Source organism: Spirosoma sp. 48-14, assembly GCF_001898575.1.
In the GTDB taxonomy this organism is placed as follows: Bacteria; Bacteroidota; Bacteroidia; order Cytophagales; family Spirosomataceae; genus Spirosoma.
Genome location: NZ_MKUD01000025.1, coordinates 62,100 through 78,117, shown reverse-complemented (window position 1 = coordinate 78,117; position 16,018 = coordinate 62,100). Strand labels below are relative to the sequence as shown.

Annotated in this window: 15 protein-coding genes; 14 read left to right on the top strand and 1 reads right to left on the bottom strand. The window is 48.2% G+C overall.

Annotated elements, in window-relative coordinates; all coding sequences use genetic code 11:
- Position 1 precedes the first annotated feature (1 nt).
- The 5 genes from BGO59_RS15095 (at position 2) to BGO59_RS15075 (ending at position 7,617) form a co-directional block, all read left to right on the top strand.
- Positions 2 to 4,270: a hypothetical protein gene (locus BGO59_RS15095; RefSeq protein ID WP_293684454.1), complete on the top strand. Its 4,269-nt coding sequence runs from the start codon at positions 2 to 4 to the stop codon at positions 4,268 to 4,270.
- A gap of 112 nt (positions 4,271 to 4,382) precedes the next feature.
- Entirely contained in the window at positions 4,383 to 4,928 is a 546-nt protein-coding gene (locus BGO59_RS15090) for a hypothetical protein (RefSeq protein ID WP_293684453.1), read from the top strand.
- A 145-nt stretch (positions 4,929 to 5,073) separates the two neighbouring features.
- On the top strand, positions 5,074 to 5,547 hold the full coding sequence (locus BGO59_RS15085; RefSeq protein WP_293684452.1) for a hypothetical protein: 474 nt from the start codon (positions 5,074 to 5,076) through the stop codon (positions 5,545 to 5,547).
- Positions 5,548 to 5,745: 198 nt separating this feature from the next.
- Complete coding sequence (locus BGO59_RS15080; RefSeq protein ID WP_293684451.1) at positions 5,746 to 6,333, top strand: hypothetical protein; 588 nt, start codon at positions 5,746 to 5,748, stop codon at positions 6,331 to 6,333.
- Between the two features lie 18 nt (positions 6,334 to 6,351).
- On the top strand, positions 6,352 to 7,617 hold the full coding sequence (locus BGO59_RS15075; protein WP_293684450.1) for a pyocin knob domain-containing protein: 1,266 nt from the start codon (positions 6,352 to 6,354) through the stop codon (positions 7,615 to 7,617).
- Between the two features lie 150 nt (positions 7,618 to 7,767).
- Here the strand turns inward: BGO59_RS15075 and BGO59_RS15070 are convergent, their stop codons facing one another.
- Complete coding sequence (locus BGO59_RS15070; RefSeq protein ID WP_293684449.1) at positions 7,768 to 9,246, bottom strand: hypothetical protein; 1,479 nt, start codon at positions 9,244 to 9,246, stop codon at positions 7,768 to 7,770.
- A gap of 202 nt (positions 9,247 to 9,448) precedes the next feature.
- On the opposite strand from BGO59_RS15070, the gene BGO59_RS15065 reads away from it, so the two are divergent.
- The 9 genes from BGO59_RS15065 (at position 9,449) to BGO59_RS15025 (ending at position 15,828) form a co-directional block, all read left to right on the top strand.
- Positions 9,449 to 10,321 carry a S49 family peptidase gene (locus BGO59_RS15065; RefSeq protein ID WP_293684448.1) on the top strand — a complete coding sequence of 291 codons (873 nt, stop codon included), beginning with the start codon at positions 9,449 to 9,451 and terminating at the stop codon, positions 10,319 to 10,321.
- Between the two features lie 51 nt (positions 10,322 to 10,372).
- Positions 10,373 to 10,801: a hypothetical protein gene (locus BGO59_RS15060; protein ID WP_293684447.1), complete on the top strand. Its 429-nt coding sequence runs from the start codon at positions 10,373 to 10,375 to the stop codon at positions 10,799 to 10,801.
- 122 nt (positions 10,802 to 10,923) lie between these two features.
- Complete coding sequence (locus BGO59_RS15055; protein WP_293684446.1) at positions 10,924 to 11,901, top strand: hypothetical protein; 978 nt, start codon at positions 10,924 to 10,926, stop codon at positions 11,899 to 11,901.
- Between the two features lie 79 nt (positions 11,902 to 11,980).
- Positions 11,981 to 12,688, top strand: coding sequence for a hypothetical protein (locus tag BGO59_RS15050; RefSeq protein WP_293684445.1), 708 nt, complete (start codon positions 11,981 to 11,983; stop codon positions 12,686 to 12,688).
- A gap of 73 nt (positions 12,689 to 12,761) precedes the next feature.
- A complete protein-coding gene (locus BGO59_RS15045) occupies positions 12,762 to 12,953 on the top strand; it encodes a hypothetical protein (RefSeq protein ID WP_293684444.1) in 192 nt (63 codons plus the stop codon).
- A gap of 33 nt (positions 12,954 to 12,986) precedes the next feature.
- Positions 12,987 to 13,346 (top strand): hypothetical protein, encoded by a 360-nt coding sequence (locus BGO59_RS15040; RefSeq protein WP_293684443.1) that lies wholly within the window; start codon positions 12,987 to 12,989, stop codon positions 13,344 to 13,346.
- Positions 13,347 to 13,405: 59 nt separating this feature from the next.
- Complete coding sequence (locus tag BGO59_RS15035) at positions 13,406 to 13,813, top strand: hypothetical protein (protein ID WP_293684442.1); 408 nt, start codon at positions 13,406 to 13,408, stop codon at positions 13,811 to 13,813.
- On the top strand, positions 13,791 to 14,327 hold the full coding sequence (locus BGO59_RS15030) for a hypothetical protein (RefSeq protein ID WP_293684441.1): 537 nt from the start codon (positions 13,791 to 13,793) through the stop codon (positions 14,325 to 14,327). The genes BGO59_RS15035 and BGO59_RS15030 overlap by 23 nt, the downstream gene beginning before the upstream one ends.
- Positions 14,311 to 15,828, top strand: a complete 1,518-nt coding sequence (locus BGO59_RS15025; protein WP_293684440.1) for a terminase family protein — start codon at positions 14,311 to 14,313, stop codon at positions 15,826 to 15,828. Before BGO59_RS15030 ends, BGO59_RS15025 begins: the two co-directional genes overlap by 17 nt.
- Positions 15,829 to 16,018 lie beyond the last annotated feature (190 nt).

The following is a 16,018-nucleotide window of genomic DNA, read 5'->3' as shown; positions in this document are numbered from 1 at the left end:
GATGGCACTCAACCTAAACGAAGTAGCCACCTTGTCCCTACGGCTCAATAACGGCGATGTAGGCAAAAGTATCGATGAGCTGAACCAAAAGGCCAAAGACCTCCGAAAGACCATTAATGACATTGAAAAAGATGGCGGCAAGGGGTCGGAGAATTGGCAGAAGTACAAGAACGAGCTAAAGGAGGTTCAGACCGCTACCACGGCCTTAAAAAAGGAGGTAGACGTGACCACGCTCACCTATGGCCAGCTCGACAACCTGATTAAGCAGCTTACCAAAGACCTCAAAACGCTCAAACCTGGCACCGAGGAATTTGTAACAGCCTCCAAACGGCTAGGCGATGCCGAAAAGCAGTTTAAGAGCGTCAAGGATGAGGTGGACAAGCTCAAAAAGGGCGGGGAAGATTTGGGCCAGCCGTCGATGTGGAACAAGGTAACCAGCGGGGTTAAAGGCATGGCTACGGCGTTCCAGGCCTTTATGGCGCTACAGGTGATTGGCTTCATCATCGACATAGGTAAATCCATCTTTGAGACGACGGCCAAATTTGAAAAGTACGGTAAGGTACTGGAGACCGCTTTGGGTTCTCAGAAGGAGGCTAAAGCCGCTATGGCCGCGCTCAAAGAGCTGGGGAGCCAAACCGCCTTTTCAGTCGATGAGCTGACGGAGGGGTACGTCAAAATGGTCAACCGGGGCATGAGGCCGAGCCAGAAAGAAATGGTGGCCTTAACGGATTTAGCGGCTAGTCAAGGCAAAACCTTTGATCAGTTAGTGGAGGCCGCATTGGATGCCCAAACGGGAGAAAATGAGCGGCTGAAAGAGTTTGGTATTTCGGCCAAAAAATCGGGCGATGAGGTAACGCTATCGTTCAAGGGGATGAACCAGACGGTAAAGAACACGCCGGAAGCGATCCAGGGGGCCATCGTCAAGTTTGGGGAAATGAAGGGAGTAGCGGGTCAGAACGCCGAAATGATGAAAACCCTGGATGGGCAAACCTCCAACCTGGGGGATAATTTTGACGCGCTCAAAGTGGAGATTGGCGATAAGTTACGGCCTGTTTTTGTGGGTATTCTGACGGTGATGAGCGGAGGCATTACCGTGATCCGGGGACTGGTGAGCGTAGTGGGCACCCTGATTACCGCCGTAAGCAGCTACTGGAAAACGCTGGCCGATTTTTCGATGGGAGCTGGTGGGGTAATGAAAAATATGGGGGTAGCCATCAAAGAGTTTCTTTCGGGCAATTTCGATGCGGCCAGTAAAGCCTGGGATCAGACCAAAGCAGCGGGGGCCAAAGTGATCGAGGGGGTAAAAGCCAATGTGAAGGCCGGGGCCGCTGCCGTGGTGGCTATCTGGAGCGATCCAGCCAATGAGCAGAAGGCCGCATTTGCGGGCAAGAAGCAAGGGCAGGCCCACGGCGACGCGTTGACCGCCGAGCAAAAGAAAGCCCTGGCCGATCAGGCCAAGGACGCCGAAAAAGCCCGTAAGCAGGCCGAGAAAGACCACCAGAAACACCTGGATGAAGTTCAGAAGGCCAACCAGAAGGCGCTGGAAGAACTGACCAAACTGGAGGCAGAGGCCCACGTGGCCAGCATCAAAGACGAGATGCAGCGTGAGTTTGCCAAACTTGGCGCTAAGCGGGATTTGGAGGCTGAAGAAATCATGCGGGGGCTCCAGGACGAGAAGTTAAAGAACCAGCAGCTAGCAGCGCTGGATAAGAAGCTGGAGGAGGATGTGGCCCGCGTGGCTGGGGAGTTTGCCGAGAAGAAACGGAAGAAAGCTGAGGAGGAAGAAGCAAAACGGCTGGAGACTAAAAAGTTTATCATCGACCAGGAGCGCCAGGCCGAAAACGCGTTGCTGGATTGGCGGGAACTGATGGCCAAGGGAAACGCCACCAAGCTAGCCCAAATCCACCAGGATCGACTCCGTATCCAGTATAACGCCACGGTCGAAAAGCTGACTGCCGAGGAAGCCGCCGAACGGGCCAGAGCCAGCCGGGAGATTACCGACAAGGGCCAATTGAGCCAGGCTTTAACGGCCATTGAGGATAAATACCGGGCTGAGCGCAAACTGGCAGAAGCCCAGAACGCAGCCGCCATTGAAAAGGTAGAACAGGAGCTGAAGGAGAAGAAAAACGCCATCTGGAGCAATGCCAGTAATGCTTTTAGCGCCATTCTAAAAGGGGATATATCCTCATTTCTGGACTATGCCGATAAGTTGGTGCAGGGCGAAAAAGAAGCCTGGCAGAAGCGACTGGCCGAGAACCAACAGAAGTATGCAGCGGTAGCGCAAATGGCCACGGCAGCGGTCGATTTTTTGAATCAGCTTGCCCAGCAAAAAGCAGCCAAGGCCATTGCCGAAGCCCAGAAAGAACGGGATGAAAAGGTACGGCTCATTAATGATCAGATTGCCGCCGAGAAAGCGGCCCAGGATGCCGCCGAAGCCGAAAAGCAGCGGGTAACCCAGGAAAGCAATGACAAGATTCAGGCGATCAAAAGCCAGACCGAGCAAACCATTTCGAGCCTGGAACAGCAGTACCGCCAGTTATCCAGTAGTGAGGAAAAAAAGAAGCTGGCCGACCAGTTGCAGGGCTACAAGGATAGCGCCGACGAAAAGAGCCAGACGGCTAAAGAAACCGCTAACGATGCCATCGATGCGGCCAAAGACGAACGCGACCAAACGATTAAAGCCGCTCAGGATACCGAAAAAGCCGCCATCAAAGCGGCCACCAACGAGAAGGCCGAAAAGATCGATGCCGCCGAGGCCACACGGGATGCCGAAATAGCAGCCATCAATAACCGCAAGGACGTTGACCAGGCCACCCGAAAACAGCTTATCCAGGAGGCTCAGGACAAGTTCCAGAAGGAGAAAAAGCTGGCTGAAGATGAATCCGAGGTGAAGATTTCGGAGGCTAAAGACACGGCTAAAACCACCATTGAACTGGCCAACGATACGGCCAAAACCAAGATCGAACTGGCCGAAGATCAGCGGGACGCGGAACTGAAAGCGATTGAGGCCGTACAAAAAGGGGATGAGAAAGCGGCCAAGGAAATCCTGGCCAAAGCCAAAGAAGACCAGAAAGAAAAGATCCGACTGGCCAAAGAGGAGGCTGAAAAAAAGATCGATGCCGCCGAGCTGGAGAAACGGGAAAAGCTCAAAAAAGTAGAGCAGGAAAAGCAAACCCGGATACAGAACCAGAAGGAGCTGAACCGGGCCATTGAGCAGGAGAACGAACGGGCCAAGCAAAAAGAGATAGAGGCTAAGCGGCAGGCCTGGAAAGCCCAGCAACGGGCCGATATAGCCACGGCGGGCATTACGGGGGCGTTGTCAGTGCTAAAGGCGCTGGCCAGCGGTTTCTGGCCGGTGAACCTGGTGTTTGCGGCAATGGCGGCAGTGATGACAGGTATTCAGATTGCCAAGATCAAGAGCCAGCCCGAACCCCAATTTGCCCACGGAGGCTTCATACCCGATGGCGGTCGGCACGGCTCCACCTATGGTGCGGGTGGTCTGGCGATCATTGACCGGGCCACGGGCCGGGAACGGGGCGAAATGGAGGGAGGGGAGGCCATCATTAGCCGGGAGCAGACGCGGGCCAATATGCCACTGATACAACGCATGTTTGCTAATGCTAGAACACCAGGTAAACGAAGTACACCTGTTACCGATTACCGTGGGCCAGCCTTCCGGGAGGGTGGACTACTGGATGCTGGCCGTTGGGGTGGCCGAATGTATCGCTATGGAGGAGTAGCGCCCAGACGACGGTACGAAGAGGGTGGCATGTCGGAAGTGGATACGACCGATTCCACCGGAGGGCAAGGTGATGGGGTAGCCGAAGCTAACCAGGCGCATAACGAAGCGGTCGAACAGGGCAAACAGCAGCTCAAAGTGTTGGGCGAAATCCGGGATGCGGTAGAGGCTTCGGATAAGAACTTACAAGCCGCAATGAAGAATCTAGCCAGTTCGGTGGATACCTCCCTGGATACGTTTAACCGAATTAATAGCCAGGCGCTGGCGAACCTGGCCACCAGCACCAAAACAGGGCTGGACAATCTGAGTGTGACGACCCAAAACAGCCTGCTTACCTTAGCCTATACCACCAAAAGCGGATTGGACAATATGGCAGGTCAGGTGGGTGGCTTGAAAGGGTCGGTCAATGCTGTGGAGGGAGCCGTTTACCAGGTGAAAAACGCGGTGGATGGCGTACAAGGAGCCGTATGGGCAACTAACCAGTCAGGCCGTTTAGATGCCTTGATTGGGCGTATTTCTTCGTTTAAGTAAGACAACATTTCTTTACAAAATCACCTAGAAGTTCATCAGGCTTCTAGGTGATTTTTGTTTTCTTTGTCCACCATTAAGGCATATTCGAATGGTGGGAAATTAGTTAAAGCAGATGATTAAGAAGGACTTGACTATTCTAGAAAAGATTTATGGATTTAAACTTTTCGCTAATTGTGGTACTCCTTTTAAAGGAGAGCAGTTACCTTTTTATTACAAACAGCTAAATAGCATAGAGCAGGTAGGCCTTGCTTTGAACTCTCCCACCTGGGAAAGTTTCGAGCTTGAAGGCCTTAATACGCTACGATTTTATCTAAATAATTTCCCTCGTAATAAACAGCAAATAGAAGAGGCAACATTATGGAACAAAATAGTAGTTAGCTATAAGGAAGAATTACCAAGTTTAGAATTGCAAGCTAAACAGTTTTCTGAACGTACTGGGATTGATTCGACAATAGTATACAGTTTTAGATGGATGATACTTCTTATGTGTATGGAAAATCATTTTTATAAAATAAATCCAAAAATCCCCACATTATTTTTAAATATGTTGCCAATATATGAGGCAGGCCACATTACTTGTGGTTGGCAAGGGCTAATTGAACGAAATGCTGACGGAAAATCTATTGATATATCAAAAGGGCTATTACTCATTTATTGAGCTAATCAATTGACTTGGATAATATTTTTTACTTTAAAAAGACTCTGGTTTATAAGGTCATTTGAGTATTAATAATACACTTTAATGTGTATATTTCGGCTCCTCCATTAGCTTATATTTCTATGAGAAAATTCGTACTCACTCTATGCGTAAAAAGGTTGTTTTATCGGTTCCCCGATACCTTAAAAAGTACTTGTTAAATTCAGAGTTTGGTCAAGTCATTGATGGGACTTTACACGTTGGTGGCCGCTCCCTGGTTGGTTCCTACATTGCCAGCATTACCAGGCCTGTCTTATTTCCCCTGCCTAAGCCAGAGATTACCGGCTCTAAGCTAGTTATTTATTACACAAATCGTGACCGGACAGTTGAAGTGCCACCCGAGAAATTGGCCAGCCTGGTCAAATCACTGGATGAACAGTTTCGGCGCTCGCTGATTTGTGAGGTACGCGCATTACACGAATTATGCGGGGGCGACTACTCCCGATTCATTCGGGCTTTCCTGAATCGCTACAACATCGAAGCTGATGTGGATATCGAATTTGATACCGTTCGCAAAATTTACCGGGATTTTCTGGAGCGGATCGATAAAACAAACCGGGCAGTTACCACCTATTCGTAAAAAAAGTTTGCATTAAAAAGTCCGGCTGTGCGCAGTTTGGGCCGGATATAGCCCGTTTAGGCCGGATTCGTGCAGTTTGGGCCGGGCTACTTACCCTTAAAAAAGGCCTCTATTTAACGTAGAGGCCTTTTTTTATTTTCTCTTACCCTGTAAAATACGTCCTTTTGGCAGGGGCGCCAGGCTGCTACTTTTGGGCTGATGATACTATCAGAACAAACCTTACCAACCTATCGACAACAGCCGAACGCGGGCCAGGTGGCTAGGCTTAAGCTTTTGCCCATAGATGCCGTACTGGCCCTCTTACCACCAGGAGACGGGCCCGGCATGGATGGGCCTACTACCAGCGATCCGTATACGGTTTCCCGTTACGGTCTGGCCGCTGCTGGTGGAGCTGCTATAACCGAGCTGATCTTTCCTCCAGGGGGATGCACGTTTACCGAAACGTCGGAGCCGGGTCAAGAAGGAGCCGGAACAGCCTGGAGCCTGGAACTGTCGGCTACTATTCCCAAAAACCAGCCTATGCTGCTACACTGGATTTATCTGAACCAGGGAAAACGCTGGCTAGCGCTCTGGCTGGATCGGAACGGGCTGGCGTATGTTGCGGGTGAACCTGGCAATGGCCTTAGAATGGGAACGGCCAGGGCGATCAATGCCGAAAACTCGGTAAGCCTGAAACTAACCGGGCGGTGTTGGCACCCGGCCTGGTTTCTGGAAAGGTATAACACGTCTGAGCTGTTTGCCGACGTGGATTTTGACTTAAGTTTTGATTTCTCCTTTAATGCTTAACAAACAACAACAAATCGAATGGCAGCACCTGACGACACAGGTTTAAAAAATCTGATTGATTCCAATATTCAAGATGCTGCACCTGGTAGGGTACGGCCAACTAAAGCGGCTTTTGTTCGCTATGTGCTTTATCAATTGATCGATTGGGTAAAAGGGGCCATCAATGGTAATCTATCGACTTGGTACAAAGTCGGCACCAATAATGCACCGGCCACGAATGTGGATGATGTGTACCGAGCGGGTAAAGTGGTGGTTGGCCGTAGCTCCCTGGATGGATCAGGGGCGGCTCTGCAAACCGATAGTTTTTCAATTGCAGGGGTTCCTTTCGCCAACGCTAATGCCATATATGATCCAGCCGCAACAGATTTTGATGGCTTAACCGCAGTTGGTACTTATACGTTTGGCGGGGGTTCTGGTTGGCTCGCCACCGGACACGGGCCAGGGGTTACCTTTCCTGGAGCGTTTACATTTGGGACGTTACTCGTTTTTCGAGCCACTGCTGGTAATATGGTGCAGATGTATATTGATAATGGAGACACCTCAGTGTTTGTTCGGCAAAAATGGCAGGGTAACCCGTGGGGGGCCTGGGTCTGGTCAAAACAGCCCGCTGATTTCACCGTGACCAATATATTGAAGTTCCCCAACGCAATGGCTAACCGACGAATCGCTTTATACGGTGCTGACACGAACGATCATAATTACTATGGTTTCGGCATAAACAATGCCACGTTACGCTACCAAATAGGTGATTCAGCAAGCAGCCACGTATTTTATGCAGGAACCTCTCCAGCAACCAGCATTGAACTCATGCGCATTATGGGCAGCGGTAATGTAGGTGTAGGTCATTCATCACCAATATGCCGAGTACACGCAGCCCAAGATAATCCGGCAAATGGAGTGGTTATTGCGATTGAAAATCAACATTCTGTAACCGGAAGAAACGGGGTTAAATTTCTGTTTAGCCAGTTTGGCCTTGCTGCCTGGCGAATTGGGAGCCCCGGTGACGTCGACGCATTTGTGATTGAAGGCTGGGGCGGTGGCACCTACCCTGAATACCTACGAATAGATGCCAATGGCAATATGGGCATCAATACCGCAGTCCCTACGTCTAAGCTACATATAAAAGCCGCCACGGGCCACCAGCAACTCCGACTTGAAACGGCCTATACGCCAACCAGCTCCAGCGACGCCAACGGACAAACAGGTCAAATCGCCTGGGATCAAAACTATATATATGTGAAAGTAGCAGGCGGTTGGCGCAGGGCGGGTCTTAATTCCTGGTAATTTTCTTTCTTAATTCACTATTAAATTCTTGATATGTATTCAATAAAAAACGCGATTTTCAGCGAACCCGTAACCAAGTTCAAACGGTTATCCTTTTATGGGAAATTTACTAGAAGTCATTCCGAAGGGAAATTAAACTATATAATTATATCACATACAAATTTGATAAACAGCTGAGCTATTTTTTGTCCAATTACTTTTAACTAGAGCCAAATTGGCCAAACAAATAACCTGTATATTGTTGCCTATACTATCGAGCGTTTTAATCAAAGTATTTGTTCTCAAATCCAAAGTCGTTAGTTGATTAAAAGAACAGTCTAGGTCTTGCAAATTTGTATTAGTCGCTAAATCTAAACTGCTAATTTTATTAAATGAACAGTTTAATGTTTGTAAAAATGAATTAGTTGTTAAGTTTAAACTCGATAATAGATTACTACTACAATTTAGGGTTTGCAAATTTTTGCAACTATAAACATCTAATTTTGATAAGAAGGACATAGAGCAATCAATAGAAACTATTGATTGAATTTTTCCGAAATTTAGGTATGTTAGTCCCTTATCATAATGACAATCTAAAGTTTGTAGGAGCGTATTTTGGCTGACATCCAAATTATTTAAATTAGTATAACTGCAATTTAGGCTGGTTAAATTAATATTGTTGCTCAAATCTAAAGTAGATAAACGAGTGGCTGAACAGTCTAATTCTTGTAGATCTTTATTTTTACTTAGATCCAAACTAGTGAAATTATTGACGTAACAAATTAGTTTTTTTAGAAATGGCAGCTTAGTAGTATTTAAGTCATTTAGGTGAATGCCAGCGCAGTTTACAACCGTTAGACTTGAATTCTGTGTTAAGTCTAAAACCGGTATATTAAAGTTATATTGACAATTTAACGACTGCAATAATTTATTTTTTGAAAGATCTAAACTGGTTAGTTGGTTTTGTCCACAGTCAAGTATTTGGAGGTTTTCATTTTTTGATAAATCTAAATTTTTTAATCTATTCTGAGGAATAACTAAAGTAGTTAAGTCGGTATTGCTGCTTAAGTTAACAGATGGCAGACTTTGACCATAACAGTTTAAATATTTAAGATTTTTAAATGCTTCAATACCTGTTAAGTCTTTTATTTCTTTTCCCCATTCGGCAATCAAGATTAAATCGCTAACTTTTAATGCACTTGATATTAATAATTTTCTGTCTAATGTGTCATCTATTTTAAGTTTTATTAATGATTTTTCAAAGTTTTCATCAGGTATTTCAGTATAAGGATTGTCTCCCACTGTGATTGTGAAGCTTGTTGAAGTCGAAGCACCATGATTATCTTTTGCAATTACACTTCCAGGAACTGTAATATTATAGCCTATATTGGAAATAATAAATGTAGTGTCAGTCAAGTTTTTTACTAGTGTATCTTTAAAAAAGACTGAATAAACTACTGGATCACCATTGGGGTCTTTGGCTCGGTCCCAGGATAAATGAGCATCATTGCCATTAGCTGATAGAGCAACCCTTACAGTGAAGGGTGATGGTGGTAGGTTGTGGGCGGGGCTGTCTGTGTGTTTGCAGCTTGATAACCATAGGTTAGAAAGTATAAGTAATAGGCAAAAAAATAGAAATTTATTTTTCATAGATGATGTGTATTTAGCCTCCTTATCCTTAAGGGAAATCGAATTATAATAGCTACAAAGTAAGCAAAACAATGGGTATACAACTAGCCGATTCTTTCCAGAACTGGCTTTTTTATGTCCTTTCGGGTGGCAGTGGCTAAAGCCACCTTTGCTGCCATAATGCCAATGGATGGCAGTAAATACCCGATACGTCGGACCGCTAATGAACTTTGTCAATTTAACGGGGCTTTGGTGCCTGGAGGAGTCGTTTGCCCTGCGGATGCATGGTATCATCAACGCCCGAATCCTGGCAGGCAAATCCCCTCTTTCTACGTCTTTCTTTTCAGACCATCCGGCCAAGTCCATAGAGGCCAGATTGAAAGCCAGTAAGCAGCCGGTGATGGCGGGCTCAATGGCCTATTACGACTATATCGCCAGCGCCTACACTGTGGATGGGGTTTGTGTGATTTCCATTGTAGGTACACTAACCCGCTACGGCATGTGCAATTGGGGGTATGAGGATTTAGCGGGCATTCTGGCCGCTGCCGACCGCTCCGAAGCTGTACGGGCCATTCTGCTAAAGATCGATTCGGGGGGCGGCTCGGTGGATGGTTTACGGGCGTTTGCCGATGCGGTACGGGCCACCAAAAAGGTAGTGATGGTCTGGACATCGTTTTGTGCGAGTGCTGCCTACTTCATTGCCAGCCAGGCCACTGAGATATGGCTGGAAGATTCACCCCTACAGGTAATTGGTTCCATCGGTACGCTGATGGTGTACACCGATCAAAGCCAGGCGTTGGAGAAGGAAGGCTATCAGGTGGAAATATTCCGGGCCACCGAAAGCGTAGACAAAGCCCGAATTAACGGCATCGAGCCGCTTTCCAACGACGACCGGCAGGAAATCCAGGAGATGCTGGACGGATGCCAAAAAGAGTTTGCGGGCTATGTTCGCCGGGGCCGGGCGGGCCTGCTGACTTCCGACGAATGGAAGTCGGCCAAAATGTACGGGCCATCGAAAGGTATTGCGCTCGGTCTGGCCGATCAGAAGGGAACCCTCCAGGGAGCCATCAAACGAGCCTTACAATTGAGTAATTGATTGCGCCAGCCTTCACTCACTCATTCATTTTCAACCAATTCACAAACGCCTATGGCACAAGTAAAGCAGACGCTGGCCACGTTTATGGCCTCCTTTTTCGGCAAGTCAGAAAAAGCTATTTCCGAAAAGCTCTCGACTGATGAGCACAACCAATTTACTAACGAAGCCCTGGAACTCCAGGAGAAAATAAGCGGGCTCCAGAGCCAGGTTACCAACCTGGAAGGCGAACGGGATACGCTCCAGGCTTCACTCAATACTCTGCAAAGCGAAAAGACTACGCTGGAAGGCGATAAAACCACGCTCCAGAACTCGCTGACCACCGCCGAAGCCGACCGGGATAAATACAAAGCCTGGTTCGAGAAACAGGCAGGTGTAGGCGCTCAACTCCCCGACGCCGATGCGACTAACCAAAACGGAGGACCAGAAATGACCGACTACAACGCCCAGGCGCTGGCCGTATTCCGCAAACACAAGGGGTGATTGATTGAATGAGCGATTGAGTGATTGAGCGAATAGATATACCAAAATCACTCAATCGCTCATTCAATCAATCACTCAATTTTTCAGTAAACAACAATCTAATTTTAACAACTCCATTTTAAATGGCACAAACAACAGGGTACGATTTTAGTAAACTGCCATCGGCCTTAATGCAGGTTTTTGACGGCAAAAAAGAGATTATCACCGATGTACTAACGGATGGTGAGGCCAAAATCCGGGAACTCTACCAGCTCCTAGTGACCGACAACAAGAGCCCGCTGGTGAACCTCCAGATTATGGATATTCTCCGGGCGGCATCCGACGATTTTACCCCAAGCCAAGGAGCGCTCCAGTTTGGGGCACGGGTGCCTACGTTTGAAGATGTGGACATCGATCTGCAATTCACCACGGGCGAAATTCAAACGCTGTACCGTTCGTATTTGCAGTACGTGAAAGGCTTAAGCTCGGAAAAAGATGTACTGGCCAATCCCTTTGAGGTTTTCTTTCTGGAGCAGATTCTACGCACCGCACGGGCTAACCTGATTGAAAAGGCAAGTTGGAAAGCCGTGAAGAATGCTGCCAATACGGGCGCTATTTACGCCATTACTGGGTTGCTGTCCAAACTGACCACGGGCCGCCAGGCGGGCGGGGATATTCCGGCTGGCAACGTGTTTACGTCGGCTACCACCGTTGACGACACCAACAGCTATGAACAGGTGATAGGGCTTTGTCAGACGGTGGAAACGACAAACCAGGCCATGCTGGAAATTCCCTTGCAACTGCGTTGTTCGCCAGGAATGGCCCGTAGTATCAACCGCCGACGCCAGGCGAAATTTCCAAACCTGGTACGACCTAACGAGGTGATGCGGCAGGTGGATGGTTACGAGAATATCGTCATTACACCAGATGTGGGCCTGACGGGCAAATCGACAATGGTTATTACGCCAGGCTCAAACCTGAACTTTGTGTGTAACGAAGATGTGAGCGCCTACACGTTGACGGTTGTAAAAGATGTGAAAGCCATCAAAATCAACATTCGGATGAGCGTAGGCTTCGATTACGGGTTTGGCAAATTCACCTTCTTAAACGACAAAGTTTAAATGGGTGAATCCGTCAATTGACGGGTTCACCCTTGTTTTATTCCCCTTCTTATCACTCTAGTTCAAACAGCAAGTATCAATGAAGATTGCGAAGTTTTTAATGAGTCTGGTCATTCTGGCCATGGGTGCCTTGGTAGCGACCAGTACCCAAAACGTACTGGTCGGAGTGGCCGCGATGCCCCTAACGGCTTATCTGTTTCAGGCGGCTACGGGTATATGGCTGTATGATTCGACGGGCCTGGCGCTAGCCACCCTGGCGGCTATTCCGCGCACGGCCCAACAGCTAGCCAACCCTGGTGGTGGGCGGAGGCTATTCTTAATGCCGACCGATCAGTTTACGGCGGAATGGCCCAAACGGGCGGATATTGTTGGGGGTGAATCGGCTGTCGCGCCCACCCTGGCAACGGGTATACCCGTCCCCACTTTCGTAGAAGTGCAGGTGTCGGACAACTCGCTCAAGATTGACCAGGCCTTGAAAGGGGCCACGGGTTACCAGAGTTGGGAGCAGAGCCTGGACGTGAAAATAGCGGGCTACAACAAAGAGCAGGTAGCGGCTATCGATAAACTACTGAATACCGAGTGCGTAGCGGTAGTGATCCTGACCGATGGCAAACGTGTGGTGGTAGGTTCCTCGTTCCTGGGTATCCAGTTTGAAATTACCCACACCTCGGGAGCAAAAGGCAGTGACCGACGCGAATGGACGCTAAAAGCCAAACAGGATGGGTATATGTTCGGCTACGTACCGCTGGCCGATTCAGTGACCATTCCAGGGGTTACAGTAGCGTAAAATTAATCAACCAATGAATGAATGAGGAATAGCTAACGCACTCAATCATTCATTCACTTATCTAAAGACGACAATGGCAAAAAAAGTAGAGATTTTAAACGATTCGACGGGCATTAAATTCGGTTTTGGGGAGCGCAGTGTGATCATTGGCGAAAGCATGGCCATAGCGGATGCCGAGATGATCCAGGCAACGTATCCAGGGGTATATGTGCAGGTAGTGGAGATGGCTACCGAAAATTTAGCCAAATCAGCAAAAGTGGCTTAAGGAGTATCTAAACTTTATTTTTCGACAAATACGATGAAAGTAGCACTCACCCAATTATTGGCAGCGGCTCAACTGGCCGAAATGGCCTATAATGCTGACCAGGTAGACCACAAAAAAGCAGCCTGGGAGAAGGCGCAAACTGAGTACGAGCAAGCCGCAGAAGCCGAACGTCAGGAGCAGCCAGTGGCAAGCCCTCAGCCCGTCGATGATTCAGAGAACGGGCATGAGTTGGCCGAGCAATTAGCAACGGTCACGGCGAACTATCAGGCGCTTTTACATGAAAATGCGACTCTAAAGGACCAGCTTATTGAGAAAGAACTGAAAATTGGCGAACTCGAAAAAATGGTGAGTTCTGCAAAATCGCCCGTTCCAGCAGCAAAAAAAAACAGTTAACCCCACTGGCCACTAACCTGGCTAACGAATCCGGTATCGATCCGGGCAAAGAGCAGCTATTGCTGGAGAGCGAAGAACTCCACCAGCAGGCTGCTCTTTTAAGTAATACCCTGGCTGATTTTGCGCCTGATGATGTGGAAGGCCGTAAATCCGTAGTGGCCCAAATTCTGGAAATCCGGGAACGCTGGAAAGATGTACGCTACGAACTACAGACTGGCCAGAAACGACGAGCTGAGCCAGTGGCAAAGCCGACGATGGCCACCAGTGGACTCAGCCAAGCCGAGATTAAGCTGGAGCTCCAAAAAACACGGGTGAATATTTCTAAATACGAGAGTAAGCTGGCGGAGAAACCTGACCACGCTAAAGTAGCCCTCTGGCAGCAGGAACTGGCCCGGCTTCTGGCCATCAAAAACCAATATGAAGAGGATTTAAGATTAATCAGCTATGAAGCAGCTAAAGAGCAATAACAAATACCTGGAGAAAGTACGGGATGAGCTCACCGTTTACCAGCAGCATCTCTTAGACGGAACGGAACTCAATCCGTCACAATGGGATACCTGGGATAAAATCGATTCGGCCCGAGCCTGGTTAAAACAAGGCCATACCGATAGTCAGGTTTTGGCCATGCTCAAAAATAGCCGATCTATACAAGAGCGAAGGGCACGGGAGATTTTAGCGCTAGCCTATGCCGTATTTGCTGAATTACGGCAAGGCCGCGAAAAAGAGGGAGTAAAATACCTTTATGCGGAGATGTTCCGGGAAGCGGCTAAGAAAGCCCTGGACGTCGACGATTTTTATAATTATTCGCTTTTGCTGAAAGAAGCCGCTAAGATCGATGGCGCTTACGATAACCAGAAAGTGGTGGATACGGAGACGTATAAAAAGCCTTCCAAAGTGGTCTTCAAAGTAAAACAACTCACCGTAAACAACGGCCCCTCCAGCGGGGACGTGGAAAATACGAATTATGAAATTAGTGGATAGCGGGGTGGATGAGCTGGTGGTGGAAGTCAACGAAAAACAGGCCACCTTTTTACAGGCTGTTTTTAGCCATCATTTTAAAATAGCGGGCATGATCGGGGGGCGGGGTTCGGGGAAGTCCATCACGCTTTCCGATTTCCTGTACCTGGCCTCGGATGAATTACCAAGGGCTAAATGTGGGTGGGGTGTTCCGACTATCAAAAAGGCTAAATCCAAACTCACCTCGGGCTTAAAAGCGGGCTGGAAACGTCACGGCATTTCCGAATATAATTTTAAGACTGGTGAGGGCTGTTTTGTGCTTTGGCGGGAACCACCCGAACATTTCGAGCGGCCCCACGAAGCGCCTGACATTTGGGAGAACTGCATCAGTTTTCCCAATGGTTTTGTGATCGAGTTTGAAAGTTTTAAACTGGCCGCTGCCGAAAACCGGGGAGCCAACTATGATTTATACGTGATCGATGAAGGGCTCAATTTTAAAAAGGATTGGCTCAAAGTTGTACTGCCCACGCTCCGGGCCAATGTAGGGGTGTATGATTCGACGTTTCACCATATGCTGGCTGTCTTTTCGAGCCCTCCCTGGGATTTGGGCGGTCAGTGGATGTACGAGATTGAGGAGCTGGCCAAAAAAGAGCCTGAAAAATACTTCTTTCTGGAAGTAAAGACCCGCGATAATTTAGCGTTTCTTCCAGGGGATTATCTGGACACGCTGAAAAAGAGCCTGACCAAGCTGGAGTATGAGGTGGAAGTAGAAGGAAAGCGACTTTCCAAAATGCCCCACAACTTTTACCCGTCATTTCAGCATCATATTCATGTGATCCGTGAGGAAAGCGAGGAGCATGAGGGGCGGGCCTGCTTTCCCGATGGCTTATTATACAACCCACATCAGGCGCTGGAGATAAGTCTGGACTTTAACGCCCATTTTACCAGCGGTACAATCTGGCAGAGTAATCGAACGCTGGCTAGGCTGGTGGATAACCTATATTGTAAGGAGCCGGGCATCGATGCCGATGGGGTGGCCATGACAATGGCCCAGACGCTGGCCACCCAGATAGCCGCCGAGTATGAGGGGCATGCCTTAAAAGAGGTAGTTCTGACGGGTGACCGTAATGGGAAGAATAAATCGGCAGGTTCTACAAAATCGATGTTTGAGCAGGTGGCCGAAATTTTGGAGGCTTCTGGATGGGTGGTTTCTGTGGAGCCGTTGAATTATAACCCTCCCCATATCGACAAGTTCAAGGACATTAACAACGTATTTGCTGAGCGTAGTGTAGAGCTGGTTCGGGTACGGGTGGATGGGATACGGTGTAAGGCTACGGTGATCAGCATGGACAACAGCCCATTGAACACCGACTACACGAAGAACAAACAGAGTGAGAGCAGCAAGGTAGACCAGGAACTGGCCACCCACCTGTCGGACACAGTGGACTATTACCTATTATGGAAACTGAAAGGGGGCAGGGGTTTTTATAACGGGGGTAGCGACTTTGAACTGGATTACTTTTAATGAACCAAACTACTTTCCAATCCTAAAAATGTACCCTCGGTCTACTTTCCAATTTCCGCTAGACTCAATTCATATATTCGGGATTTTGGAAAGTGGAAATTTCCAAAATGCTAAAGGGCGGGGTCAATAAAGAAAAAAATGCCCGAAAACGAGGGGTACTTTTACAAAACAGTCTCATAATGAGACTGTT

Bases quoted from the DNA above. Each gene is read 5' to 3' on its own strand.
- BGO59_RS15075 (WP_293684450.1), top strand. From the start codon at position 6,352: ATGGCAGCACCTGACGACACAGGTTTAAAAAATCTGATTGATTCCAAT.
- BGO59_RS15080 (WP_293684451.1), top strand. From the start codon at position 5,746: ATGATACTATCAGAACAAACCTTACCAACCTATCGACAACAGCCGAAC.
- BGO59_RS15025 (WP_293684440.1), top strand. From the start codon at position 14,311: ATGAAATTAGTGGATAGCGGGGTGGATGAGCTGGTGGTGGAAGTCAAC.
- BGO59_RS15085 (WP_293684452.1), top strand. From the start codon at position 5,074: ATGCGTAAAAAGGTTGTTTTATCGGTTCCCCGATACCTTAAAAAGTAC.
- BGO59_RS15065 (WP_293684448.1), top strand. From the start codon at position 9,449: ATGAACTTTGTCAATTTAACGGGGCTTTGGTGCCTGGAGGAGTCGTTT.
- BGO59_RS15050 (WP_293684445.1), top strand. From the start codon at position 11,981: ATGAAGATTGCGAAGTTTTTAATGAGTCTGGTCATTCTGGCCATGGGT.
- BGO59_RS15045 (WP_293684444.1), top strand. From the start codon at position 12,762: ATGGCAAAAAAAGTAGAGATTTTAAACGATTCGACGGGCATTAAATTC.
- BGO59_RS15070 (WP_293684449.1), bottom strand. From the start codon at position 9,246: ATGAAAAATAAATTTCTATTTTTTTGCCTATTACTTATACTTTCTAAC.
- BGO59_RS15055 (WP_293684446.1), top strand. From the start codon at position 10,924: ATGGCACAAACAACAGGGTACGATTTTAGTAAACTGCCATCGGCCTTA.
- BGO59_RS15060 (WP_293684447.1), top strand. From the start codon at position 10,373: ATGGCACAAGTAAAGCAGACGCTGGCCACGTTTATGGCCTCCTTTTTC.
- BGO59_RS15030 (WP_293684441.1), top strand. From the start codon at position 13,791: ATGAAGCAGCTAAAGAGCAATAACAAATACCTGGAGAAAGTACGGGAT.
- BGO59_RS15040 (WP_293684443.1), top strand. From the start codon at position 12,987: ATGAAAGTAGCACTCACCCAATTATTGGCAGCGGCTCAACTGGCCGAA.
- BGO59_RS15095 (WP_293684454.1), top strand. From the start codon at position 2: ATGGCACTCAACCTAAACGAAGTAGCCACCTTGTCCCTACGGCTCAAT.
- BGO59_RS15090 (WP_293684453.1), top strand. From the start codon at position 4,383: ATGATTAAGAAGGACTTGACTATTCTAGAAAAGATTTATGGATTTAAA.